Below are 23700 nucleotides of genomic sequence, written 5' to 3' on the forward strand. Positions count from 1 at the left end.
CCCTTAATCTGCTTTTTGCGTAGCAACGTAGGCAGCGTCCACGTCTGAGAGCGCTCCCGCGAGACCCATCAGGGCATCGAGGAATCCACCGACGCCATCAAGTCTGCTGGCGCTCTTCGCGGCATCCGTTGCCTTGGAAATGCCATTCAAGAGTCTTTCCGCATCAAGTTGCGACAAGGCTTGATATTTTCTTGCGTTCGCTGCAAATGCGTTTGCCACCGCCAGCCTCTGCGCATCACCCAGGCATTGAGTACCAAGCTCCACGGTGACTCTGCAAGGGGCCAACGCGCGCCACTGCTGCACCATGACCTTGGCGGTCATCCATCGGTCGATGGTGAGAGCCGCACCAAGGACCGACTTGTTCATCCGAGTTGCCTCATTGTCCATTGACGGGTCGTAGACAACGAGTGGCCCAAAGAAGGTGTTGGGCTCTGCAGCCAGGACGCGGGTCGCGCTTTCGAACTGCGGTGTCAGATCGTCAAGGGTCTTGCGAACGGCCGCTTCACGCTGCAACCTTTCCGCCTGTTCAAGCAGAGTCTTCGCGAGCTTATCCAAGGAGATGAGTGTGCCGACGATGGCAGGAGTGGCTCCTCCTGTAATTCCTGGCAGACTGTGGAACGTGGTGGATGCGTTGAGGTCTGCGGCGAGCATCGCAACGCAGCGTGCCTGCTGCCTGGCCAACAGCGCGTGGACCTCAGCCTGGCGCTGCACATCTGTCTTGGCTTTGGAGGTCAGGGCTTCGTTGTTCTTCTTGAATTGACGAATGTAGCCGGCATACGATTTATCTTCGGGCGCCGATCCTATGTCCTGAACGATCTCGAGACCGTTCGAATACACCGACAAGGTTCGCACTGCCGCAGCGGTGCCGGTGTTGGGATATTCACAAGCAAGCGTACTAACTGGGGTGACGAGCACGTCGGAACTCACCCCGATGGCCTGGAGCGCGATGACCGTACTCGTTGCATCCCCCGCGATGGAACTCGCCTTGCCGACCATTTTGATGGGGTCGTCCATGGCGCGCGAGAAGTTCGAAGATGCGGCACACCCCCATAGGCCGAGCACCCAAACTGACAAGACCAAGCGCCAAACTGGGACAAGATTTCGCATAGGTTCCTCCATCCGGTGGATGAGAATCCTCAGACAAATCCCGATTTGGATACATCCCCTTTTTTGGGGAGCATGGACTTGGCGCTCGGCTGCTGCTGAGAAAGAACTCACCTTGGTCGTGGCAGCCTGCGGCAGCAACGATGCCCGTCCAGCCCACGCTGACGTCCTGGTGCGCAGCGTGCGATCGGAGCGTGAGCATTGCGAACGCCTTGGGGCTGCTGCCCAGGGCCTCGCGAAACACACGATGCAGGTGTCGGCCGCTCACGCCGAAGTCCGCGGCGACAATGTCTACGCTGGCGCTCTCCAGCCTCCTGGCGACTTTGAGCGCGAAACGCGGATGGGCACCGCGTCCGTGCGGAGCGCCAAGGCGCTCGGGGATGATGCCCACCAGTGCCGGGGCCACGCCTTCGCATCTGATCGAATGTCAGAGCACTGTGGCTCCGTCCGGCCGGCCCGGTGGCACTGCGCCGACAAACCCGGTTCGCCGCCCGTCATTTCGATCCGCCACTCGAAGGGAGCTGGACTTGGTACTTGTTTAGCGAGCCGCTGCGGATCTGCGCACGCTGTATGGCGTCCGCGAGATCTCTCTGCCGCTGCAAGCGCTGGACATTGCTCGCCCCGAGAGAATCGGCGGTGTTCCCCCAAGCATCGACCATACTCTGGTCGAACTTGAAGCTCGAGACGTTGCGCTTCATCTCGAGCCTGATGAGCTGGTTCGATCTCTGCGCCTTTTCGAAATCCAACGGCGCCCTCTGCTTGAACTGGTCGAGCTCGAGTGCCTTCGCGTTGTTGAGACGGTCATAGTACTTCGCAGCGAGGTCGGTGCGAACGCTCGCGAGTACATAGGGATCTGTCTGCGCATCCTGAAGCAAGCGATAACCGGAGGGCAGATCCGCGCTGGCGACCTTGGCCTTGATCGTCGTCGTGGCAATGGTCGCGGTGCACACGATCTTATCGAAGAACATGGCGGCGGCAGCGAAGGCCCCGCCACTGTCAACCGGCATGGCGTTCATGCTGCCCGAGCGGATGTCCGTCGTCATGACCCAGATCTGCGCCGTCTTCAACGAAAGATGCAGGGATAGCAGTCGTGCGGTTTCCTTGCCGGATCCGTATGTCGAGTCCAGCTGGGCCACGATCTTCCTCCCGCTGGCGAATTTCGCCTCACGATCGAACGACTCTTGCAACCCCTCGTTGCGCCAATTGTTCGAGAACGCGAATATCTGCGACGGGCCCAGGCTGATGAATCCCGACGGATAGCTCGACTCCATATCTTTCAGGGCGCGAACCTTGCAGAAGTCCCCCGCCACATTGCCCTGCGTGAATGCTAGGCCAGAAGAAAGCGCCAGCATCGACGCCACGGTAGCTCCTCGAATCCACATGCTGTCTCCCTTCACGTAACCGGGGTCAGTACGTTTTCGCCCTTCCCGTTCTTGCCCTTCTTGAGCGTGAGTCGGTTGCTGGCGGGCCTGAGAATCTTGGCCGTGTAAGGACTGCTGCCGTCGTACCGAAGCATCATGAACACGACGCCCACGTCGCTCGGGTACACCACATAGAGCTTGCCATTCTTCGCCACCGAAGTGATTTCGCTCTGGCCCGCCTCGGGCCGCAGGGTCACCATCTCGTCGGCGAACATCGCCGGCTCCAAGTTGCCGTCGAGGATGTCGATGACAACCACTTCTGTTTCGGGCTTGGTCAGATGCACGAGCGCGGCCACCGTTCCGAGAGCGACCGCAGCGGCCCCCACGAGCGTGACCGCAAACCCAGGGCCTTTGAGCTCGAACTTGTTGGCGAGCTCCGCTCCCGTCATCAGCGCCAACGTCACGCCGGCGATAAGGTAGATCAGAACGCGCGCGTGGGGAACGTATGCGCGCTCGGGTCCGACAATGACATAGATCAGGACGAGGAGCATCACAAATGCGGCGCTCCAGCGCGCAATGGTGTTCCATCGCTCGAGCTTGAACCTTTGTCTTTCAGCTCCCGGAGAAGCCGGCAGCGGCGCCGATGGTTTTTCCTCAGGCTTTGCCTTGGGCTTTCCAGCTGCCTCGGGCGAGACAGAATTCTTGTCGTCTGGCATCGATTCCCTCCTGCTTATGTGCTGCGGATGGTGCAGGAGCCACGCACGAACCGCAAGTCCTCGCGCATGAAAGGAACGCCTCGATCCAGCCTCAACACGCCGCGACCGAACGCGACTTTGCTCCTTGCGGGAAGTCCCCGAATCAGGCTTGCGCCAAGAACGGAAATTCAAGATGCGAAGCACCTCGCCAAATTCCACTGCGGCGGGTCTCATCTCGCGGCTGTCCTCTGACGGGAGGCAGCATTGTGCCTCGAGCTACTGCCCCTGCTGAGCTCCCTCCGCCCCTGACAGGTGACTTGACGACGGGCTCGGGAACTTGCCGATGCTCCCCGGGTTGCTGATGTTGCCGCCGAAGGCCAGAAAGCAGGCTGGCCGCTGCGCTGGCTTATCCATCGCTTGAATATGGGATACCGTTTGCGTAACCAAAGATTACATTCGGCCACATGAAACTGCTGCTCCGAATTCGATTCGTACTCGCTCTTTGTGCAATCGTGATGGTGTCCGCCTGCGGTAGAGCAACGCTTCCAGCACTTCCGTACCCTGCCGTCCAGAGTTCCAGCCTTTTGAATCAGTACGTGCTCGCGCTTCGTGCGATGGAGAAGCGACAGATTGCCTACCCTGACGAGCCGCTGTGGCTGCGCGATGAAGGTGGCAGGAGCGTTGATACGGTTCTGAATGCGGACAACGCGGCAATGATTTTCTATGGCCTTGCGCAAGCGGGTGTCGGCAGCGAAAAGGTCACGAACGAGATTCTCAACGGGCTGCCGCCGATCTTGCAGCGCTACGAAATGGCCTTCGAGAAGAGCCAGGGCAGGTGGTATCAGGACGAGTATGTCGAGACCATCGGCATCCAGCTTGCGATGCTGACTGTGCTTCAGCCGAAGCTTTCCGGCGTTCTGCCAGGTCCGGAGCGCATGGTCTATCGTGCAGCATCGAAAGCTGTCCCCACGCCTGTCTCCGACAACGCCCAGCAACTTCTTCAGTTCTACAAGACATCTCAAACCGAAGCGAAGAACAGCATCCTCGCCAAAGCCGGTGAGCTAGCGGGATCCGAACGGCTGAAGCCCGCAGCCAAGGATCGCCTGCAGACGATCCTTGCCAGATACCGCTGATTGACTCACGGCGCCTTGTGCTTCTGCAGACGAGGCCATAAGGCGAAGAGCATGCGAACTCAAAGCGGTCCCGAAGTATCTTTACCGTCTCGTGCTGAAACAGCGCGTAAATGAATCCCTCATCCGCGAATGGTGAGATGCGCGTCGCCGTCCTAGTTGACTGCGACAACGTCACCCCAGAGATTCTTGAGTATGCATTGCGCGTGATCGCTCAGTTCGGTCGTGTTGTCTTGCGTCGCGGCTACGGGAATCACGGCACTCTTGCGCACAAATGGCAGGATGCTCTGGTTCGGTTGGCATTCACCCCCTGCCTGCAGTATCAGTACGCGGCCGGCAAGAACACCGCAGACATCGCGCTGGCTCTCGATGCAATGGAGGCCATGTTTGATCATCGGGCCGAGACCTTTTGCCTGGTTACCAGTGATTCCGACTTTGCATACCTGTGCCGAAAGCTTCGCGAGCGCGGCGCGACGGTGTGTATCGTCGGCGAAGCCAAGACACCAGACGCATTGCGCAATGCCAGCGACCAATTCTTCGAGTGGGTGAGACCAGAAGCGTCTGAACTACTACCGGACACGCCCGAGAAAGCAATCGTGAAGGCAGCGATGGTAAAGCCGGAAGCGACGAAGCCGGCAGCCAAACGTAGGCCGCGTTTCCTCGTCGATGCAGTCAGCCTGCTCGCCAGCGATACCTCCGAAGGCAAAGTCGGTCTCGGGGCCCTCGGGCAATATCTGAAGCGCACCGATCCAGCCTTCTCACCGAAGCTCTATGGCCACTCAGGACTGCTCGACATGGTCCGGACCTATGATCTTTTGATTCTGCAGCAGGAGGCCGAGGGACTGTGGTCTGTGAGCTTAGTGGCCCAAGATCCAGTGGATACAGAGACGGGCTCTCCATTGACGAACTGATGTACTGCAGGAGTAGGTGTACGTGGCTACGAGAAGGGATTCGCCCAGCAGGCTAGACGAATGCAACGCTGCCGCCGAGTTGCAGGACCAAAGCAATGAGAATACCGACTACGAGGGACATCGGCCATGCATATCGAAAGTGTCACGATCACTGGGCTCCGGTGTTTTGGCCTTCCCTCCGGCAGGCATCCCGCTAAGCGCGGGTCTCATCGCATTCGTCGGTGCGAACGCTTCGGGCAAGACCGAGATACTGCAGGCATTCGTGCAACTGTTCGGAGCCCGAACCCCTTCGATTGCATAGTGCTCCCAGGAGGTTCATCTCCATGAGTCCAGCCCTTTCCACTTTCGGCGCCGCCGGTTCGATGGCGGGCTATCTCTACCAGGTCCGGATCGCGCTGCTTTGGTCCATCCGACGCAGTCGCGTCGGCGACTTCACGGTCAGCATTGAGACGCTGGACGATGTGAGCTTCGAGGTCAGCGGCAAGGCCGACGCCGTGCTGCAGACCAAGCACTCTCTTAACGCAGTAGCCAACTTGACTGACTTGAGCTCAGAGGTGTGGAAGACCCTGCGAATCTGGCTTGTCGGATTGGCCAGCGGAGAGATTCCGCTCGAGACAGCCCGATTCTTGATCACCACTGCAGACGCCCCCGCGGGCAGCGCCTGCGCCGCATTAGGTGTAGAAGGGGCTGGACGCGACGTGGCCGAGGCGGCCAAGCTGCTCAAGCAGGCTGCAATCACATCGAGCAATACCGAGCTCAAGGAAGCGTTCGAAGCGTACCTAGGATTAGAGGAAGCTGAGCGCGAGGCCCTATTGGGCCGTGTCTACGTCTTGCCGTCCCAGCCCGACGTAGCCGCTATCGAAGCGCAATTGCAGTCTGAGCTCTACCATGTCTCCCTGCACCACCAGGACTTGTCAGTCCAAATGCTCGAAGGTTGGTGGTTCAGGCGTGTGCTCGACGAACTGGTCCAACCCGCCGGTGGCATCCCACGCGCGGAGATCGATGCCCAGATCACGGAGATCCAGGAGTCGCTAAAGCCCAATTCTCTGCCGATCGACAGCGAGCTTGACGCGTTGATGGTGGCACTGGAGCAGTTGCCAGAGTTCGCCAGCCGCCCTTTCTACAAGCAGGTGGAGCTAGTCGGAGGCAGCCAACTACGCATTCGCAACGCGATCACTAGCTACTTGCAGGCTTTCCGTCAGCGCTCGGCCTGGACTCGCGACGACCTGCTGTTCGATGCCGACCTGCAGAAGTACGACCAGCGCCTACATACGGAGTGGGAACTGCAGTTCGCTCAGGCCTGCGACGAACTCGGCGCCAGCGCCTCTGAGGACGCCATGGCCCGGGCCGGCCGGGCCATCCTAAAGTGGGCCGAGGACGCACATGTGCCGATCCGATCGGGCGTCAATGTGCCCTGGGTCTGTCGAGGTTCGCTGCACATGCTGGCAGAGGATCTGCGCCTCGGCTGGCATCCCGAATTCCAGGCGCGGCTGCAGGCGGTCTTAAGTGAGTCCGGTAAGGGTTGCGTGGCATGAGTGTCTGGCAAGACCGCACCATCGAGCAGCGCAACTTGCTCAATCCGGCCTTCTGCGCGATCGCCGTATGGCACCTCGCGCGGGGCTATCACACCGAGGCCATTGCGCTCGGCAGTGACACGGGCAGCCTGCCGTTCGCACTGGCGTTCGTCGGTACAAGCTTAGTGTTGCGTGGGCAGACGCGTGAACAATTGCCTCGCTCGATCGCCACCTCGCTGCCCACATGGGTAAATGACCACCCACTGGAACGTTCAGCTGTCGCCAAGGGCGTGGTCGTCTTGCGCGCGGCGGTGCGCGAGGCACTGCTGTTCGGGACACAGCATGAACTGCTGTCGCTCGATGGCTACCGACTCAAGGCCAACGCGGCATCTCTGAAGAAAATCAATGCCTACTTGCGTGATTCAAGCGCCGAGGTAAGGGACTGCATGCGGCAGGCGACGTTTGTCGGCCGCTGGCTGTGCAAAGCGGGCGCGCCGCAAACCGTACTGGCGCTGTTGGGAGTACAAGCATGATCCAGATTCGCGCCGTCGTAGTCTACAGTCACGATGGCCGGCACCGAGTGGTGCCCTTCAAGCCGGGCAGAGTCAACATCATCTCGGGCGATCCACGCACCGGTAAGTCGTCTCTTCTGGGCATCATCGACTACGCCTTGGGCGCTAAGGAAATCGACGTACCGGAAGGCAAGGTGCGACGCAATGTCGCGTGGTTCGGCCTGCTTCTTGAGACCGGTCGCGGTCAAGCATTCGTGGCGCGCCAGTTGCCAAAAGGCGACGGGAAGTCCAACGAAGTGATATATGTGCAAGCCGACGGTGAGGTACCGATCCCCACCGCCGATATGCTACGTGCGACCACCAATCGCGACGGTCTGCGCGCGTTGCTGGCGTCTTGGGCTGGCATCTCCGATTATTTGCACGAGCCCCCTCCAGGCCAGACTCGGGATCCGTTGGCCGCCACGATCAGTCACGCGCTCACCTTCTGTTTCCAATCGCAGTCCGAGATCGCGCAGCGCAAGTACCTGTTTCACGGATCAAATGATCGCTTCGTGGCGCAGTCGATCAAGGACACCCTCCCCTACTTCCTTGGTGCCGTCACCGACGAATACGTCGCTCAGCAGCAGGAACTCAAGCGCGTGCGCGCTGAGATCCGGCAGATCGAGCGCAAGCTCGCGGAGGCAGCAGCCATTCGCGGGGAGGGTCTAAGTCGCGCCGACACATTGCTAGCCGAGGCGAAGGCAATCGGCCTGAGCACGCTTGACGACAACGCCTCCTGGCAAGAGAAGATCGAGGCTCTGCGCGTAGTACAAAACACCCCCGTGCCATCTGCCACATCGGAAGCTGGCGACGATGTCGAGTTCCGTCGCCTCTCCGACGTGCGTAGCGAACTTGTACGACAGCAGCGCACGCTCCAGTCGACGCTCGAGCGCGCCCGCAGCTTCGAAGGCAGTTCCAGGGGCTATGCCGCAGAGGCTCGCGAACATACGGCCCGGCTCCAGGCGGTGACGGTTTTTGAGCATGATGCGCCGGGGCATGCTTGCCCGCTGTGCCTGCAGGACCTGCCCGAAGCCTCACAGGTGCCGTCGATCGGTGATCTGCGCGCCGCGCAGGACTACATCGGTGAGCGCAGCGGCGCGATGGATGCCGCGACCCCGCGCATCGCAACCGCGATACAAGAAGTGGAGACCCAGCTCGCCGACGTACGCCGCCGCCTCGACGACAACCGAACGCTGCTCACGGCCGTCAAGCGCGGCAGCCAGCGCCTGCAGTTGGCCGCCGACACCGAAGCACGGCGCGCCATGGTTTTAGGACGCATCAGCTTGTACATGGAGAACATCCCTCAGATGCCGGACATCAGCGAGCAACAGGCACGGCTGAAAGCGCTGCGGATGCAAGAGGTCCAGCTCGACGAGGCCGTTAGTACGGACACGATTCAGGCGAAGTTGGACTCTTGTCTGTCCAATGTCAACCGATACCTCTCCAACTATGCCAAGCAGATCGACTTGGAATACTCTGATTCGCCACTGCGCCTCGATTCGCGCAACTTGACCGTCGTGGCCGACACGCCGGAGCGGCCGGTGCCCATGCGCGAGATCGGCAGCGGGGAAAACCACGTTGGCTACCACATCGTCGCACACCTCGCCTTGCACACATGGTTCGCGAGCCGTGGCCGCCCGGTACCCTCCTTCCTGCTTCTGGACCAACTATCGCAGGCGCATTTCTCCCCCGACACCGTACCCGACAATGGCGTGACACAGGAGAAGATCGACACGGACCGCCGGGCCGTCAAAAGGCTCTTCGGCCTGATCTTCGATGTCGTCGAGACCTTGCAAGGCAAGTTCCAGGTGCTCATTACCGATCACCCAGACTTCAGTGACGACGCCCGGTTTCAAGAGGCGCTGCGCGAGCGCTGGCGCGACGGATTGAAGCTCGTGCCGGATGACTGGCCGCGCGCCGCGTAAATAGCACCGTGTCAGCGCAAAGGCGAACGGACTAGATCACCAGTATTGAGCTGAATTAAAAACCATGTCGATAAAAACCAGCTGGGTAACGCCTCCCCACACCATTGGAGGTCTGGACCATATTGGTACTCAAGGACCATGCATCCAGATCTATTCTCAGTTGCTTCCCGGCATTACAAATGTCACAGACAGGGCACGGTACTACAGCTTTTATCCATGGTTGATCCGCTCGTATGAGGAGCGAGACATTCGCCGCCAGGACTTCAACGCCTTCCTTGAGGCTTACAGAAGGGCCGACTGTCTTTTCACGATGATTGCCGAGCGCCATGCGCAAGTCATGGGTGACGACGCGGCACGCCACGGACCCGCGATGGTTGGGCGAGAAACGCTCAACGATGCTGTCAGGCTGGTCGGAGAAGGCAAGTCGATCCGGCTATCGACCTACACGACCCGAGAGCAATCGACCGAACGCTACTTTGCCAACAAGCTAGGCGGCCTCGGTCAGTACTACGCGGGAACACTGACGCAACTCGGCATCTTGGCCACGGTCGAGAAGCCGTGGTTGAGCTACACGCGCGAGCGCGGCGAGCCGATCGCACAGGCGTTCAACATGGGCGTTGACGGCCGCTCGTTCTGGCAAGCTGTGGACGCGGATATCGTCTCGGCAAAGACGCTGGATGCGCTCCAAGATTTCTGCCCTTGTTGCCTGCCTCAGCGGCAGGGCGAACAAGCGGCTTTGCTCGACATTTTCTTCGACCGGAAGTCTGAGTTCGAGGCACAAGGCGCCCAACGACGCAAGAGCCTGGCGCTCTTGCTGCATCTGGCCGGCGCATTGCAAGCCGCCGGACTCTCCGCACTTGACGAAGCGACCTTCCGCGCCGCCACCTACACAGAGTCCCTCGTGGACGGGACAGCATGGCGTCCTCCAGCATCCTTGGCCCACACCCGCTTGGCCTGGGCCTACTACGTCCGCAATGACCTGGTATCCGTTGCGATGCAGAAGGCATTTTCCATCTCGCTCACCGCGTTGGTAACGGAGCCAGTGCCGCCAAGCTCCATAGAGGAGTTCAGCCAGTCGCTGGCGAAGCGCCCAGAGCTTCTCAAAGCACTGGGCAAGTTGAAGGCAAAAACCTTCGGTGCGCTGTGCAGTTCCCTGGAGTCTGGCGCCCCTGCACTTGGCGACTTCATGGCGAATGAGCATGAGTTGTCCTGGGCTGCTGCTCGCATTTCCAGGGAGCGCTTGCAACTGGATCAGGAGCCTGCATTTCTGGCGTCTGTGGTGAACATGTTGGCACTTCTTCGCATGCGGGAGAACCAAGAAGCCCCAGCCTATGGCTCTCTGACCATGGACCAGGCGCAGCTTCAAGATTCCCCGATCAACTTGGGATCGTTTCGCGAGCGCTGCGTAAAGTGGAACGGCATGACGTTGTCAGCCGTCGTCGCAGACCTTATTGCTTGGATCCTGAAAACTCATTTGCATGTCGCACTACGCAAGCTGCGACAAAGTTCGACTGCCACCTTTCGCGTTCATCCAACTGAGCGGGGAATCGAGGCGCGCGGCGACATTCCCGTGCCCGCGAAGACCAATCCCCGTATCCGCCAGGCGATCCGGATCTTGCGGGATGTCGGCGCCCTAGCTCGCGAGACCGACAGCAGTGGAGACCTACGGGCCACCACACTTGGCATCCAGCTCTTCGAGGCTGCCCATGAGTGAAACCAACGACGGCATCTCCCTACTGCCAGCTCTCAAAGGTGCGAAATTTGACGCTTCTCTGATAACGACCTTCAATGCAACGCTCCCGTTCTACGAGGAAGTAGTACTTCGGCGTCTTCAGGCGGCCGAGTCGAGGCACAACGTAGTGCTCATGGACAGCGTCCAGTGCGCTCGTTCATGGGCCACGCCATCTTTGAGGCCGCGTCTGGCCGGTTCGGCGTATGCGCTCATCCCCATGGCCGCGCCTGGTGCTTTCCACCCAAAGATCTGCCTGCTCGCCAGCAAGAAGCGCTGTGCCCTGTTCATTGGCAGCCACAACCTCACGCTTTCAGGCTTCGGCTTCAATCGGGAGGTCACGACGTACATCGACGTGGGGCCAGATGCCGATCCGGCGCACAAGCTAGTGCTTAGCCACGTCTGGAGCCTGATCCGCGAGTGGCTTCGGACCCAGGAGGACAAACTGGCGCCGTCCGTGCTGGAGGCCGCACACAGGATCGGCGAACTTGTTCCGCAAGCAACTGGCGTTGAATCGAAGCTTTCCGATATCCGCTTGCTTGGGCAATCCAACAGCGGGCCTTCATTGCTCGAACAGCTCGACCGAGCGATGCCGGCGATGCCCGAACGCGTGGTGGTCACTGGCGCATTCTTCGACACTCAGCATGCACTTTTGAAGTCGTTGGAGGCCCGCTGGCCTGGAGCCGCGATCAAAGTGATCATCGATCCCAAGACCGTAGCGCTCGGCGGTCGCCCCAAGGGACTTCGTTCGCAGTTCGTCGACGCGCGAGAGCTCTGGTCGGAGCAGGCTGCACACTATCTTCACGCCAAGGCACTCCTGCTCGACTTCGGCGACTCCCATATGCTCGTCGCAGGCAGTGCGAACCCAAGCCGACCGGCCTGGCTTGGAGGCGAGCGCGCAAACTTCGAGGCCATGCTCGTTCGGCCCAACATCGAGCTTGCCAGTTCGCGCTTCGCCAGGGATCTTGCACTGGGTTTTTCAGCTCCTGCGATGGATGACTCGGAGTTGCGCGCAATACCAATCACGCACCAAGAAAGCGAGAACGACGACGAAACTCCGAGCGCTCCAGTGCGGATCGTTGCTCTCGCCGCGGGGACTTCAAAAGTCATGATCCCAAGGTCCGAGTCTGAAGAATTCGCTGAGTTCGTAGTGCACATGGAGGATGGTTCCCACACAACCCCTGCGGCCCTTGAGCGTTCCGAGGATAGGGAGGCAATCGCAGAACTGGGCGAGAAGGCGCCTGCAGTGCGATGGCTAGAGCTCAGCGGCCGCGGCGGCAGGCTCCTGCGCATCATCGTGCACCATGATGATGCTCTGAGCCGTGGTGTAGCGCGCTCGTACAGAACAGCGCTTCGGGACGCGCTGGCCGGCTTGGACTTTAGCGGCGCCAACATTGCATCTCTTATCCAGCAGATAGAGAAGGCCATTTTTGACGATCCTGAACAGGTGGTATTGCCTCCCTCCAGCATCGGGCGGCCAGGCTCAAGCGAACAAGCCACGACGGCTCCAGTGCGGCCAGCATCGCTCGCTGTTCACATCGGTGAAACCGTCGGCACAAGAAATAGCAGAAGAAAGCGCCTTCTGCAATCAGGAAGCCTTCTTGAGGTGCTCGATGCACTCATCTACCGATTGGGCCAAGGGCTGCCAAGATCTGCGGCATCGATCACCGAGTCACAGCCGCTCTCGGAAGAAGAGCTTGTCGGCACAGAACACGAGGAGGCCAGCCAAGAACCTGTTGCTCCCTTGCCCCTGCAAGCGGTCGATGCAGTGAGAAAGCGACTAAAGCAAGTCGTCAGTCGCATGATCAAGCAGCTCAAAGCGGCGCAAAACGAGACCCGTCCTGACCTTCGAGCGGCCAAGACTCGTACCTGCGCGGTGCAACTCGTCGCGGTGCTCTCGTTGGTGAGGGAATTCCGGCGTCTTCGGCACCTCCCCCAATGGCGGCAGATGGGCGGATTCATCGACTCGGAAACCCGCCAGGATCTCCTGTCACAGTCGATGGTCATCCTTTTCGGGCGTTCCCAAGGCATCGCTTGCGATGTTCGCGCCGACGACAGCGAGGTCCAGGAGTTTGAAGAGCTCGGACAAGTGCGAGCACTGCTGGCATGGCTAGCCTGGGACATTGGCCACAGCCTTTTGAAACGCATTGAGCCCATGGCGCAGAAGGCAAAAAAAGACCACTTGGTTGCGGCCTACGCCTACCTTTACGAACTATTGCCAGCCATTGCCGTCGACGAAGAAGATGCAATGCAACTTTCCTCTAGCGTGCGAATGACCAATACGCCAACCGCTGACGAAGGTGCTAACGGCGAGAACTGGCTCAACTATCACTTCAAGATCGGCTGGGAAGTCGCCACAGCCCCGGCTGCTGCCTACCCGGATCAAGAAGGAATCAAAGCCGGCGATCTGATGTATGTTCCCTATTCCAACCCACCCCAGTTCAGCGTCGTCATTGATGTGACAGCCCAGGATATTTGCCTGAGTGAACTGGATAGAGAACGCAGGTTCACGCGCTTCGCCTGGCGGCCGGAAAGTCAGGATCGTGCGTTGTTACGAGCCAGCGGATAGTCAGGCCCAGATCTGCCGGTATCTGCATTTTTCGAACCGGATCCCAGCCAATTCGCACCTGCCGCGGCATCCACGTGTCTGCCATCGGTGTTGCCTTGCTGTTCATCGGCTCCATCTTCGGAGGCGTCGCACCGGAGCCACGGCAGCTTCTGCGGCCCTAGCTGTCCATTTCTGGACGAGGCAGTCCACCCTGGCCACGACGTTTGACTGATGCTCCATGTCCCTCGCCCCTGTCGGGGACGTCGCGCTCGGCGCATCAGCGCGAGCATGAGGTTTGAAGATTTATTGAAAGGCGCCGAAATCAATGTCTCCTGTACTCGATGATCTCCTCAATGACGACAGATTGGCACGTCTTTTCTCGCGAGAGGCCCTCCCGTGTGCTCTGCAGTTGTGGGTCTTGCAGATCAAGACGGACCAGTCCATCGAGAACCGCGTGATCTATGGCCGCTTGCTGCCTTACACCTATGCCGACGAGCAATGGGCCGCAGGGCACAAGGACTATTTTGAGAAGTTCGAGGGTTTCCACGCGCAAGTTGTTCGGCTCACCCTCTATGTCAGCAGCATCCAATGCCCAGAACTCTTGCGGCAGCTGAGCGCTGGCCAGCCCGTCACCGCGATCAGCGAAGAACTCAAGCTCAGATTGTCCGATCAGCTCAAGAAACGGTTTGGAACCACTGCGCTCGATGCCGCGGGACTGGTTTACCGACCAGTGGCATATTTGCTTAACAAAGACGCCTATGAACGAGGTTCGCCGTCGAGCCCGCATGGCGGATCGGGAGCCTTCAGCGCTTCAATCACCCAGACGACCAAGCAGGCGTTGTTTCGCATTGGCCAAGACTACGATTCCGCTCTGACGACATTGGCGGTGAAGCAACTCGACACCGATACGGGCTTGGATTTTGGGGGAGTCGACATCACTAGACTCGGCGACCTTGAACTGCTGGTCTTCCCTGCCCTGGACGAAGAAGAGCGGCAACTGCTCGACGTGAGCTGGATTGATGTTCCGCCTACGCTGGTCGTGCGGTTCACCCCGTCGCAAGTGCCGAACTTCAAAGGCTTTCAATTCAAGCTGAGCATCACGAACGGCGACCAGCTCATTTACGCCAGCCTCACGTCGGCACAGCAAGATGCAGAAGGAGCGTTCGAAGGGCGGTTCGAACTGAGCGAACAAATTCGAAGCAGGACAGACAGCACTGAGCTGGAGATCTTCGGCTTCAATGTCGAGAATCCACGCGAGAGTCTCTTGTGCTGTCGTTGGCGTGTTTCATACGTCCGGGAGATCCATATTCAAAGCCACGCGCTGGGGCATAGCAGGAATGCGGTCAAGTTCGACTGGCTCGAGAGAGCCGTTAGGCCTTCTGCCGCTGACCGTGTGAAGGCCGCCTTGACGATCAATCGCGGCAGCTTGGGATTCGCCAACCGTATCGGTGAACGCAAAGCGGACCCCTGGGTCCCAGTCAACCGCGATCTTGCCTCGCTTTTTACGCGGCTCCGTCCACCCAGATCGGAAGGACAGTTCTTCCTGCGTCGAAATCAGGGTGACGGCGATGGAAGGTTGCAGTTCGTGGAGTGGTTCAAGACGCTGCTGCAGAAGTATCGACAACATCAAGTGGTGATCTTCGATCCCTATTTCGAAGCGGCCGGTCTGGGCTTGATCACGATATCTGCAGCACCGGACGCCGACTACATCGTCTTCACCTCCCTGCCCAAGGTATCCAAGGACAAAGAGGAGACCTGCAAGGAGTCCGGAGACCGTGCTTTGGGACGGATCAACAACCTGATGGCGGGCTGCGAGCAGAGCCGGCCCTTGCTCAGAAGCATCAAGCTGCGCATCTTCGGCCTGAAGGAAGGCCGGCTGCATGATCGCTATATCCTGGTACTCGGGCAGGAGGGACTACCGGTCGCAGGTTTCAACCTGTCTAACTCACTCCAAAAGGCGACCGAAAACCATCCGTTACTGGTAACTCCAATTCCTGCGGATGTTCTGCTCAAGGTGGAGCAATACAAGTCAGGATTGATGCAGGAAGCCCAGGCTACGCAGCTCGACAGCGAAGCCGATGGCCCTTCCATCGGACTTCTCTTTGACTCGGCGTTGCCGCTTACTGCGATGCGGCGTTACGAACCCCTGCGCTTTCTCGAGAAACGCCAAGCAGGCGATGTGCTCGGCGCGTGGTCCGGTGAGCCGTCGCTGCGGGGTTTGAGCGGCGATCTCTTGAAAGAAAGGATGGATGCGCTGGGGCTGCTCAAGGAAAACTCGCTCGCACTTCCCCAGGCAGACGGTCTGCGCAACTGCTTGCGCCAGGATGCCAGCACCCTCGCAGATTTCTCTGCGAACTGGGAGGTTATCGGTGAGGTGCTCGCTCACTCGCACGCAGAAGACCCGCGATTTCGTGAACTCGCGTCGGAGCATGAATTCCTGAACTTCCTGGCGCGATTCCTCGAGGCATCCTTCAATCGCACACATGACGAAGGAGAAAAGGAACTGGCTGTGACGAGAGCCTGGTTCTTTCGAGAGCCGATCGAGTCCCTGCTATACAGCTCTTATCGCCCACACAGCTTGATCCATGCGACAAAGTTCGTAGCATTGACATGGGCAGAGTTCTACACCATCAAATTTCTATGGTGGTTTGCTCCAGACGCATTGCTGGCGATGTTCGAGACCCAAGTCGTTGCGGTTCCGGTAGAGGCGGACGCCGCAGATGTTGTAAGACTATCTCTGTTGAGCCAGATCGCCAGTGAGGTTTCATTGTCGATTCAATTCGATACGAGTTCGGTACAACTGAATCACCTCATTCGAAGTAGCAGCGGCCTACTGCAATGGATGGGTTTGAATGCGATTGAGCGGCAACTTGAAGAGCCTAACGGGACAGCCACCGTGGTTCGATCCGTCGCCCCCCTCCCGGACTTCGAGAAGGTGCGGGCCTTGGGCTGGATGGTGAATCATGCCGCGGGAGATCCGGTGCGGGCTGAAATCTATAAGGCATTGATCATTGCATTGCACGAGGCATTGCCGGCAGAAATGCTTGCCGCTGATCTGAGCCGTCTCGTCGACTCCATGCGCGGTCATATGAAGAGATTGGCATGGGCCGAACCTTGGCTTTTCCGGGATGTGCTCTTACCGTTGCTCGAGAGTGAACGCGCCAAGAACGACGACGCATGCGAGATCTGGATTCAGGAGCTGGATGCTTTGCTGGAGCCGGACCCGAGGCACGGGCCCCGGCTGTTTGTTGCGGCACGCGAGGGTCAGACAACCAATGTCGCTGCATTCCTGTTTGCGTACAGCAGCCCTGCTCGGCAGCAAGAGAGCCTGAGCTTGATGCGAGCACACTTGGCACGACAGAAGCGGATCTTGCATCAGCCCCTCGCAAGCACGTCAAACTGGGCTCGATGGGACGACGCCTTGACGGTTTCGATGTGGGTTCTGAGCTTCGCCCGATGGGGGCAGTATTACCTGCAAGGGCGTGGTCTGGTTGATCAGCAGTTGGAGAAGCTATCAGTTGATGCTCGCCAACTTGCGATGGTCAGACCGATTGACGAATGGCGGTCAACGAGTACGGGCAAACAGGGCGAACTGGCGATGTTCCTCGACCAAATCGATCAGCTCTTGGCCTGAAGCGACGGATCGCATCTGGATTCTGATCATCCGTCGAGCCGGTTAACAAACCTCTATGACCTGTTGGCGTCGACCGGAATCTGAGCCACTTTTACTTCGGCGCCGACAGCTCTGCAGCGACTACGGTCGTTGGCCGCAGATTTTTGAATGACTGCTTCGCGACTCATCGCAGTCGTCGGACGTGCCGTGATGCGATGAGCTATTCGAAGGTCTCAAGCAGAAGCGCGAGCGAGAGTCACCCCTGCTTGATAAGGTTCTGCAGAACCAGCGCGCCGCCCTTGTCCAGCAACGTACCGGACTCCGCGAGTGTCCCGAGGACGATCGGTGCAAAGCCCAGGTCGCCGACCAGCTTCGAGATGACGGCGGTGGCCTGCGTCTCATCACCGGCCACGAACATGACCCGCCGTCCGCCGTGCTCAACCGGATTCATCGCCAGCAGCCTGGCGGGAAGTTGATTGAACGTCTTGACCACGCGTGCACCAGGGAAGGCAGACGCCACCACGACCGTGGACGGCTGACCTTTCAGCGCTTCCGGCGGAACGCCGTAGGTGTTCATGGCGTCGACCACGATCTTGTCGGTCCACTGCCCTGCAGCGCGGGCGACATCGACGTGTGCGCTGAAGGGCACCGCGAGAATGACCACGTCTGCCTTGACCGCATCCTGCAAGGTCAATGCCGTGACGTAGCCAGCGAGTTCCTTCTCGAGGGTTTCGATGGTGTCGGGTCCACGCGTGTTGGCGACGCCGACAGCGATGCCGCTGCGCGCGAACTGACGGGCCAGCGTCGAACCGACGTTGCCCGAGCCGATGATTGAGTAAGTCATGAAGATTCCTTAATTGATGATTGATTGAACGTCGGGGCCTTAGGCCGAGATGGCTGCGATGTCGGCAAGCGCCTCTGCGACGGCAGCCTTTTTGGCCTCGGGGCCCATGGCGATGCCTTCAGCTCGCACAACGGTCACGTCGGTGATTCCCAGGAACGCAAGCAAGCCGATGAGGTAGCTCTCCTGGTGTTCGAGACCCGCCGCCGGGCTTCCAGCCGAATACACACCCCCTCGCGCTGAGGCGATGAATGCCTTCTTGCCCTTCAGCAGGCCCTCGGGGCCGGTGGCGGTATAGCGGAAGGTCTTGCCTGCGACTGCGATACGGTCGATCCAGGCCTTGAGTGGCGTCGGAATCGACAAGTTGTACATGGGCGCGCCGATGACGAGGATGTCCGACGCGAAGAGTTCGTCCATGTACGCGTTGCCCTTGACCAGATCCGCCGTGATGGTCGCGTCTTCGGTGGCTGCACCGTTGAAGGCGGCCATGTGGGCGCCGGAGAGGTGCAGCGCCGGGTCGGCCGCCAGGTCGCGGGACACGACCTGGATGCCGGGGTGCAGGGCGCGGTGGCGCGCGACGAGTTCGGCTGAAAGTTGCCTGCTGACGGACGCGCCGCCGAGCACACTGGAGTCGAGATGAAGGAGTTGCATGAGAGCCTCGAAAGATTGATGAAGAAGTCCGACCTGTCCGCTTCGGCGTACAGGGCCTCGGGAAGTCTTTTCCCGTGGCTTGAATGGTGGGGACGCGGCATCATTCTGAGAAGCCGGTATATTGAGATTTAATCCATCTGCCCTGGAGATGGAAGGAGTTCAAATGCTCGATGGCGTGTCCCTGGACCAGCTGCGAACCTTCATCGCGGCCGTGGATGAAGGCAGCTTCTCGGCGGCGGCCCGGCGGCTCAATCGCGTCCAGTCCGCGGTGAGCGGGTGGGTCAGCAGCCTGGAGGGCCAAATCGGCGTCGTTCTGTTCGACAGGTCAGGCCGGTACCCCAAGCTGACACCCGAAGGCGTTCTCTTGCTCGCGGACGCACGCAACATCGTGTCCGGCGTCGACACGATGAAGGCCCGCGCAAGGTTGATGTCTGCCGGGTTGGAAGCGGAACTCTCTGTCGTGGTGGACGTCTTTTTTCCGACGGCGCTCGTCAGTGCGGCCGCGAAGGCGTTTGTGAGCCGATTTCCGCTCACTCCGTTGAGGTTGTTCGTGGAAGGTCTGGGTGCGGGATACCAGCCGGTGCTGGACGGACGCTGCAGCCTGGGAATACTGGCGCCGCTGGCGGTCGAGTTTCCGTCGCTGAGCAGCGAGAGCATTGGCCAGGTGACATTGGTCACCGTGGCCGCACCTGACCACCCGCTGGCGAGCTTCAAGCGAAGAATTCCAAAGGCTGCCTTGGCCAAGCACGTCCAACTCGTTCTCACTGACCGATCGGAGTTGAGCGCGGGCCGGGACTTCGGCGTCAAGTCGGCTTCGACCTGGAGATTGGCAGATCTTTCCACCAAGCACGCATTTCTCAGGGACGGCGTGGGCTGGGGCAACATGCCGATGCACATGGTGCAGGGCGACCTTGCGAGCGGCGCGCTGGTTTCACTCGATGTCGAGGACATGCTGCCTGCCGGCTTTTCACTGACGATGGCGGCGTTCCGTCGCGCCTCGGAGCCGCCCGGGCCCGCGGCCAGGTGGTTAGTCGACGATCTAAAGGCGCGCTTTGCGCACGACGCAATGGAGTTAAAGACTTAGCCTGTTGAAACGCTTACGACGTGACTCGGTGGTGGTCCAGACTAGCGTCCGATCTCTCTGTAGAACGGTCACGACGCAGACTAAGGCCAGAGACCCCTTCATGCCTTTCACCGTCATTGATCGTCCGGTGCCGAACGACCTCAGGCAGTCTGAAGCGTGCGTACGAGAAGGACAGCTGTGCAGCGATTGCGGGCGCTGGTTCCTGAAAGTCGAGCGCATGGTCACGGCCACATTGCTGCCATCGCGCCTCCACGACTCGAGCGGCGCAAACGACAGGAAAGGAGCGATTCGCCGACATCGAAACTGCGAGCCGCCTCCAACGACTTTCCCAGCGGTCAGAGCTTGTCGTATGACTTGTTCGCGACGAGGGCGTCGTAAATCGTCACGACCTCTGATGGGTTCCAGGTTCACGGCTAGGGCCTACTGGTCCGACCAGCTGTCGCTACTCGTCCATCCCCAACATCGCGTTCAACCGTCGAGCGATGATCTCGTTTACCGCCAGTTGAGCTGGCAGCAGTGATTGCTCTTGGGCTTCTACAGATTTTTCCGGCAAACGGTGCTCGTTCATGCGTGCGGACGCGATCGCCCCTTGAGCCCGGTTATGGAGTCGGTAGAACGACTCCATTTCGTCTGGCGTGAAGAACATTGAGGCGTCGCGCATCGCCTGACGAAGCTCGCGCGCCCGCACGTCGGCCTGATCCAAATCAGTGCGGTTGCGCATTGGGGATGACGATTGGAGCAACTGCAGCACTTCCGATGCGAAGTTCTGCACGGCGGCGTGCATGCGGTTTAGAGCGTTGAACTTCTTCTCAGCCATCATCAAAGCAATCGATTTGCGCACGTCCTGGGATGCTCGCGTGCGTTCCGCCTCCGCGATCAATCCCACCTTGTGTGTCTCAAGCGCGCGCTGAGACTCCGCGAGCTGATTAGCCAAGTCATGCTGATGCCTCGCCTTGATGGCTTCAATGTCCTTGTTCAGCCAATGCGCCAGCTGGGCCCTACTAAGGAAGCCAGCGATGGACAGCAGGACAGCCGCGACAGCGCCGCTCCCGAAAATACTCCATATCCATTGCCAAGCCATCTCTTGCACCTCCTGGTGCGAAGGATAGCTGAGCGCATTTTCGATGCAGCGCGAAACGACCTGTTCGTCGGGCTGGGATGAACCCATAGGGATGCGCAGCGCATCTGGTTTAGGACCAGAGGGCCGAAGGTTTAATTCCTTTCGGGCCGACCAAAAAATTGAATGGTGACAGTGACTTAGGCACTGCCGCCGTTTTTCTCTGTGCGGCGTGTTTCTAACGAAACGGCTTCTTTCTAACGGAGCAGCCTGTTGAGGCAGCGCAGTCCAGCGCCCTGCATCACACCCATCCAAAATCACGGGCATTTCCGCTGGACTGGCAAGCCACTATCCACGCACGTATTTCATTCGCAGGCCCATCTTGTATGGCTGCGTGCCGTCGACGTTGTCAACGATCGATACGGCAAAGGAACGCTGTAAATCGCCAGCACAGGGACGGCCGGTGATCGGCGCGAATGGACCATGAGACAGCAGCGTCGGACTCCGCAACACTCCACTGACTGGCGCCAGGTGCCTATCGCCAAGGCGTAGCTCCTCCGCTACCCGAATCCGTCAGCGAACGCAATGACCGCCGCCCTGGTGAGACATTGCAGTCATCAACATTTTTGTTTATACTCTACACCGGACAGTGTGCAGGGGTTCGCCCCCTCCGACCCTCTACACCTTGTCTCGCTTGCCCTTCATGGGGGAAGTGCATCAACCACGCAATTTTGCGAACTCAAAGGAAGTCACTTATGTCCCGGCAACAAACACGATTTTTGAAACGGATGAGTTATGCGAACTTCGGAATTCAAGCGGTATCTCCGCTCGCTCGGCGCCACCTTCCTTGAAGGCAAGAGACATACCAAAGTCTATTTAAACGGTAGGCAAACAACTCTTCCACGCCACACAACGGAAGAATTGGGTGTTGGCCTTCGGACGCTCATCCTCCGCCAACTAGGTGTGAAGTAAAGGTGAAATGAATGTTTAGTTACCCCGCAACAATTGCGCGGGACGGTGACGGATTTGTGATGTCATTTTCTGACATCCCAGAAGCTCTGACGGGTGCAAAAACCCGGTCTGAAGTTCTTAACCTTGCGGTGGATGCCCTGACCACTGCGATGGACTTCTACTTTGAAGACCGGCGTGCTGTGCCGTTGCCTTCTCCGTTGAAGCGTGGACAGGTCGGTATCGATCTCCCCGCTAGTGTTTCAGCAAAAGTTCTTTTGCTGAATGAAATGATTGCCCAGGGAGCGCGACCAGCTGAGCTGGCGCGCCGAATGGATGCGAAGCCGCAAGAAGTGACACGCCTTCTTGATTTGCACCATGCAACGAAAATCGACACGGTTGCAGCTGCTTTGTTGGCTCTCGGGAAACGCCTCGAACTGTCGCTCGCCTAGGGCTGTGGCTTTTGCATCAAGACGTCCGCAAACTGCTCGCAGATCGTCAACGCCATGCCCACCTTGACCAATGCGATTGCGAACTCAAGGAACGGATTTTCGGAGTCGCACTTCGGAGACGATTCGCAGCGCTGGTTTGCCCTCTTTGCTCGTGACCTGACCAACTCGGTGGGTCGGCTCATGCTCAACGTCATGTGAGGCGGCATGAGCAAGAAGCTGCTTCTCGTTGACCTTGAGAACAAGCACAAGGTAGATCTGTCTCTGCTGGACGAGAGCTACCGGGCCATCATCTTCGTAGGTGCCAACCAGAACCTGCCCAAGGCTTCCAAGAAGCCTTCCACGGCCCATAGGTTCAGTCGGGTGGATTTCCTGAAGATTTCAGGCACCGGCAAGAACGCCTTGGATTTTCACATTGCCTTTGAGCTTGGCAGGACATTTGAGACGGCCCCGGACACTCAGTGCTTCGTCTTGAGCGGCGACAAGGGTTTTGATCCGTTGCTGACGCACCTCCAGAATAACGGCATGCGTTGCCGCAGGATAGAGAGCATTGCGCAGCTCGTGCCCGTCGCTGTTGTGCCTGCCGTGCAGGTTGATCTTGTCGTATGCAGGCACTGCAAGAAGGACAGCGCGATTGAACACCATGGTGGCCTGTGGTGTTCCAACTGTGGTCGGTTCGCCACCCCACCAGATCCGAAGCTCCTGCCTTCAAACCAACCGCGTTTCGTAGAGGCCGAACCTGCTTGGGAAGACGATGGCGGGATCATTGCTGAGTGTGGTTGGTGCCATCAGAAGACGGACATGACAGGTGGAATCTATGACGATGGCGAGTGGATGTGTGGGAACTGCATAGCTCGCTACACAACATGATTCACCTTGCCCAAACCCCCGGCTGTCGCCAGCCCCAAGGGGCTTCACGTGCTGAGAACGGTCGTGGCCGTTTAGGCTCCGCACCATGACAAGCAAGATGGATAGTGGGCAGGTGTCTAGAGCGTTCCTTGCTGGTGCCAAGGCGAGAAGTCTTGAGAACAGGAAGTCGTTCGGTCTGCTGTACGACCAGGGTTGCCACGGTGTGTGCATTGGCCTAATGCGCCAAGAGCTTGATACCTTGCTTCGCCTGTCCTTCCTCTGGCGTCCTGAGACAGCCAAGGACGTTGCTGTGTCCCTTATGGAAAAGACCGTCACGAGCGGTGCAAGGTGGTCATATCAGGAGAACGGCAAGAAGATCACGCTGAGCGACAAGAGCATGGTGGCCTTCGCCCACTTCTTGGGTGGCTGGGAGCAAGTTGCCTACGACTTTGGTTGCAAGGCCATTCACTTGTCCGATCTTCATGCCTACCAGGTCAGCGACCCCGTGAAAAACCTGAGCGAGCATGAGAGGCAAGAGATTGCTCAGTACTTAAAAAATTACCATGGCTACGACGGCGAAGATCTGACCATGGACGACATGGTTTTTTACCTGCCCAATGTCATCGAAAAGATCAGCAGCAATGTGGAGTTTTATCTGGAGCAACTGGAGGCGCGCTATGTGCATGGGGGCTGAGATCACTGGGCACATGGCCTCTTCGTTTTGAACAAAATATAGGGAG

The 23700-nt window shown here is 59.1% G+C and carries 20 protein-coding genes; 14 read left to right on the forward strand and 6 right to left on the reverse strand.

The genetic code is table 11. The features are described 5' to 3' along the window. Positions 1–3: 3 nt before the first annotated feature. The 3 genes from FHY06_RS13755 to FHY06_RS13765 form a co-directional block, all read right to left on the reverse strand. The gene (locus FHY06_RS13755) at positions 4–1014 is read right to left on the reverse strand and encodes a hypothetical protein (RefSeq protein WP_184605498.1); all 1011 of its coding nucleotides are present in this window, start codon (positions 1012–1014) and stop codon (positions 4–6) included. Positions 1015–1598: 584 nt separating this feature from the next. Next, on the reverse strand, positions 1599–2465 hold the full coding sequence (locus tag FHY06_RS13760; protein WP_184605499.1) for a hypothetical protein: 867 nt from the start codon (positions 2463–2465) through the stop codon (positions 1599–1601). A gap of 32 nt (positions 2466–2497) precedes the next feature. Next, entirely contained in the window at positions 2498–3181 is a 684-nt protein-coding gene (locus tag FHY06_RS13765) for a hypothetical protein (protein ID WP_184605500.1), read from the reverse strand. Between the two features lie 443 nt (positions 3182–3624). On the opposite strand from FHY06_RS13765, the gene FHY06_RS13770 reads away from it, so the two are divergent. The 8 genes from FHY06_RS13770 to FHY06_RS13805 all read left to right on the forward strand — a co-directional run bounded on the left by FHY06_RS13770 (position 3625) and on the right by FHY06_RS13805 (position 17102). After that, on the forward strand, positions 3625–4293 hold the full coding sequence (locus tag FHY06_RS13770) for a hypothetical protein (RefSeq protein WP_184605501.1): 669 nt from the start codon (positions 3625–3627) through the stop codon (positions 4291–4293). Between the two features lie 110 nt (positions 4294–4403). Beyond that, complete coding sequence (locus tag FHY06_RS13775) at positions 4404–5201, forward strand: NYN domain-containing protein (RefSeq protein ID WP_184605502.1); 798 nt, start codon at positions 4404–4406, stop codon at positions 5199–5201. A gap of 323 nt (positions 5202–5524) precedes the next feature. Next, positions 5525–6736, forward strand: a complete 1212-nt coding sequence (locus FHY06_RS13780) for an ABC-three component system protein (protein WP_184605503.1) — start codon at positions 5525–5527, stop codon at positions 6734–6736. Beyond that, positions 6733–7248: a three component ABC system middle component gene (locus tag FHY06_RS13785; RefSeq protein ID WP_184605504.1), complete on the forward strand. Its 516-nt coding sequence runs from the start codon at positions 6733–6735 to the stop codon at positions 7246–7248. Before FHY06_RS13780 ends, FHY06_RS13785 begins: the two co-directional genes overlap by 4 nt. Next, positions 7245–9191 (forward strand): DUF3732 domain-containing protein, encoded by a 1947-nt coding sequence (locus tag FHY06_RS13790; RefSeq protein ID WP_184605505.1) that lies wholly within the window; start codon positions 7245–7247, stop codon positions 9189–9191. The genes FHY06_RS13785 and FHY06_RS13790 overlap by 4 nt, the downstream gene beginning before the upstream one ends. A 64-nt stretch (positions 9192–9255) precedes the next feature. Further along, positions 9256–10905: a hypothetical protein gene (locus FHY06_RS13795; RefSeq protein WP_184605506.1), complete on the forward strand. Its 1650-nt coding sequence runs from the start codon at positions 9256–9258 to the stop codon at positions 10903–10905. Then, the gene (locus FHY06_RS13800; RefSeq protein WP_184605507.1) at positions 10898–13489 is read left to right on the forward strand and encodes a phospholipase D-like domain-containing protein; all 2592 of its coding nucleotides are present in this window, start codon (positions 10898–10900) and stop codon (positions 13487–13489) included. The genes FHY06_RS13795 and FHY06_RS13800 overlap by 8 nt, the downstream gene beginning before the upstream one ends. 304 nt (positions 13490–13793) lie before the next feature. Next, positions 13794–17102, forward strand: coding sequence for a VPA1262 family protein (locus tag FHY06_RS13805; RefSeq protein WP_184605508.1), 3309 nt, complete (start codon positions 13794–13796; stop codon positions 17100–17102). Between the two features lie 235 nt (positions 17103–17337). Here the strand turns inward: FHY06_RS13805 and FHY06_RS13810 are convergent, their stop codons facing one another. Together FHY06_RS13810 and FHY06_RS13815 are read right to left on the reverse strand one after the other, a co-directional pair. Then, positions 17338–17925, reverse strand: coding sequence for an NADPH-dependent F420 reductase (locus tag FHY06_RS13810; RefSeq protein WP_184605509.1), 588 nt, complete (start codon positions 17923–17925; stop codon positions 17338–17340). 39 nt (positions 17926–17964) lie between these two features. Continuing rightward, positions 17965–18573, reverse strand: a complete 609-nt coding sequence (locus FHY06_RS13815; RefSeq protein WP_028253982.1) for an FMN-dependent NADH-azoreductase — start codon at positions 18571–18573, stop codon at positions 17965–17967. A gap of 163 nt (positions 18574–18736) precedes the next feature. On the opposite strand from FHY06_RS13815, the gene FHY06_RS13820 reads away from it, so the two are divergent. Beyond that, complete coding sequence (locus FHY06_RS13820) at positions 18737–19657, forward strand: LysR family transcriptional regulator (RefSeq protein WP_184605510.1); 921 nt, start codon at positions 18737–18739, stop codon at positions 19655–19657. A 442-nt stretch (positions 19658–20099) separates the two neighbouring features. Here FHY06_RS13820 and FHY06_RS13825 read toward each other — a convergent pair whose 3' ends face one another. Next, complete coding sequence (locus FHY06_RS13825; RefSeq protein ID WP_184605511.1) at positions 20100–20825, reverse strand: hypothetical protein; 726 nt, start codon at positions 20823–20825, stop codon at positions 20100–20102. 330 nt (positions 20826–21155) lie between these two features. Between FHY06_RS13825 and FHY06_RS35150 the strand changes: the two genes are divergently transcribed. The 5 genes from FHY06_RS35150 (at position 21156) to FHY06_RS13850 (ending at position 23654) form a co-directional block, all read left to right on the forward strand. Next, positions 21156–21266, forward strand: a complete 111-nt coding sequence (locus FHY06_RS35150; RefSeq protein WP_184605678.1) for a DUF4113 domain-containing protein — start codon at positions 21156–21158, stop codon at positions 21264–21266. A gap of 431 nt (positions 21267–21697) precedes the next feature. After that, positions 21698–22114, forward strand: a complete 417-nt coding sequence (locus FHY06_RS13835) for a type II toxin-antitoxin system HicB family antitoxin (RefSeq protein ID WP_184605512.1) — start codon at positions 21698–21700, stop codon at positions 22112–22114. A gap of 54 nt (positions 22115–22168) precedes the next feature. Then, a complete protein-coding gene (locus FHY06_RS13840) occupies positions 22169–22312 on the forward strand; it encodes a hypothetical protein (protein ID WP_184605513.1) in 144 nt (47 codons plus the stop codon). Positions 22313–22318: 6 nt separating this feature from the next. Further along, positions 22319–22981 carry a PIN domain-containing protein gene (locus FHY06_RS13845; protein ID WP_184605514.1) on the forward strand — a complete coding sequence of 221 codons (663 nt, stop codon included), beginning with the start codon at positions 22319–22321 and terminating at the stop codon, positions 22979–22981. A gap of 85 nt (positions 22982–23066) precedes the next feature. Next, complete coding sequence (locus tag FHY06_RS13850) at positions 23067–23654, forward strand: hypothetical protein (protein WP_184605515.1); 588 nt, start codon at positions 23067–23069, stop codon at positions 23652–23654. Positions 23655–23700: the final 46 nt, after the last annotated feature.

Source organism: Variovorax atrisoli (assembly GCF_014195185.1).
Classification (GTDB): domain Bacteria; phylum Pseudomonadota; class Gammaproteobacteria; order Burkholderiales; family Burkholderiaceae_C; genus Variovorax; species Variovorax atrisoli.

Bases quoted from the DNA above. Each gene is read 5' to 3' on its own strand.
- FHY06_RS13800 (WP_184605507.1), top strand. From the start codon at position 10,898: ATGAGTGAAACCAACGACGGCATCTCCCTACTGCCAGCTCTCAAAGGT.
- FHY06_RS13770 (WP_184605501.1), top strand. From the start codon at position 3,625: ATGAAACTGCTGCTCCGAATTCGATTCGTACTCGCTCTTTGTGCAATC.
- FHY06_RS13775 (WP_184605502.1), top strand. From the start codon at position 4,404: ATGAATCCCTCATCCGCGAATGGTGAGATGCGCGTCGCCGTCCTAGTT.
- FHY06_RS13820 (WP_184605510.1), top strand. From the start codon at position 18,737: ATGCTCGATGGCGTGTCCCTGGACCAGCTGCGAACCTTCATCGCGGCC.
- FHY06_RS13780 (WP_184605503.1), top strand. From the start codon at position 5,525: ATGAGTCCAGCCCTTTCCACTTTCGGCGCCGCCGGTTCGATGGCGGGC.
- FHY06_RS13795 (WP_184605506.1), top strand. From the start codon at position 9,256: ATGTCGATAAAAACCAGCTGGGTAACGCCTCCCCACACCATTGGAGGT.
- FHY06_RS13815 (WP_028253982.1), bottom strand. From the start codon at position 18,573: ATGCAACTCCTTCATCTCGACTCCAGTGTGCTCGGCGGCGCGTCCGTC.
- FHY06_RS13835 (WP_184605512.1), top strand. From the start codon at position 21,698: ATGTTTAGTTACCCCGCAACAATTGCGCGGGACGGTGACGGATTTGTG.
- FHY06_RS13785 (WP_184605504.1), top strand. From the start codon at position 6,733: ATGAGTGTCTGGCAAGACCGCACCATCGAGCAGCGCAACTTGCTCAAT.
- FHY06_RS13825 (WP_184605511.1), bottom strand. From the start codon at position 20,825: ATGGGTTCATCCCAGCCCGACGAACAGGTCGTTTCGCGCTGCATCGAA.
- FHY06_RS13805 (WP_184605508.1), top strand. From the start codon at position 13,794: ATGTCTCCTGTACTCGATGATCTCCTCAATGACGACAGATTGGCACGT.
- FHY06_RS13755 (WP_184605498.1), bottom strand. From the start codon at position 1,014: ATGGACGACCCCATCAAAATGGTCGGCAAGGCGAGTTCCATCGCGGGG.
- FHY06_RS13845 (WP_184605514.1), top strand. From the start codon at position 22,319: ATGAGCAAGAAGCTGCTTCTCGTTGACCTTGAGAACAAGCACAAGGTA.
- FHY06_RS13810 (WP_184605509.1), bottom strand. From the start codon at position 17,925: ATGACTTACTCAATCATCGGCTCGGGCAACGTCGGTTCGACGCTGGCC.
- FHY06_RS13850 (WP_184605515.1), top strand. From the start codon at position 23,067: ATGACAAGCAAGATGGATAGTGGGCAGGTGTCTAGAGCGTTCCTTGCT.
- FHY06_RS13840 (WP_184605513.1), top strand. From the start codon at position 22,169: ATGCCCACCTTGACCAATGCGATTGCGAACTCAAGGAACGGATTTTCG.
- FHY06_RS13790 (WP_184605505.1), top strand. From the start codon at position 7,245: ATGATCCAGATTCGCGCCGTCGTAGTCTACAGTCACGATGGCCGGCAC.
- FHY06_RS13765 (WP_184605500.1), bottom strand. From the start codon at position 3,181: ATGCCAGACGACAAGAATTCTGTCTCGCCCGAGGCAGCTGGAAAGCCC.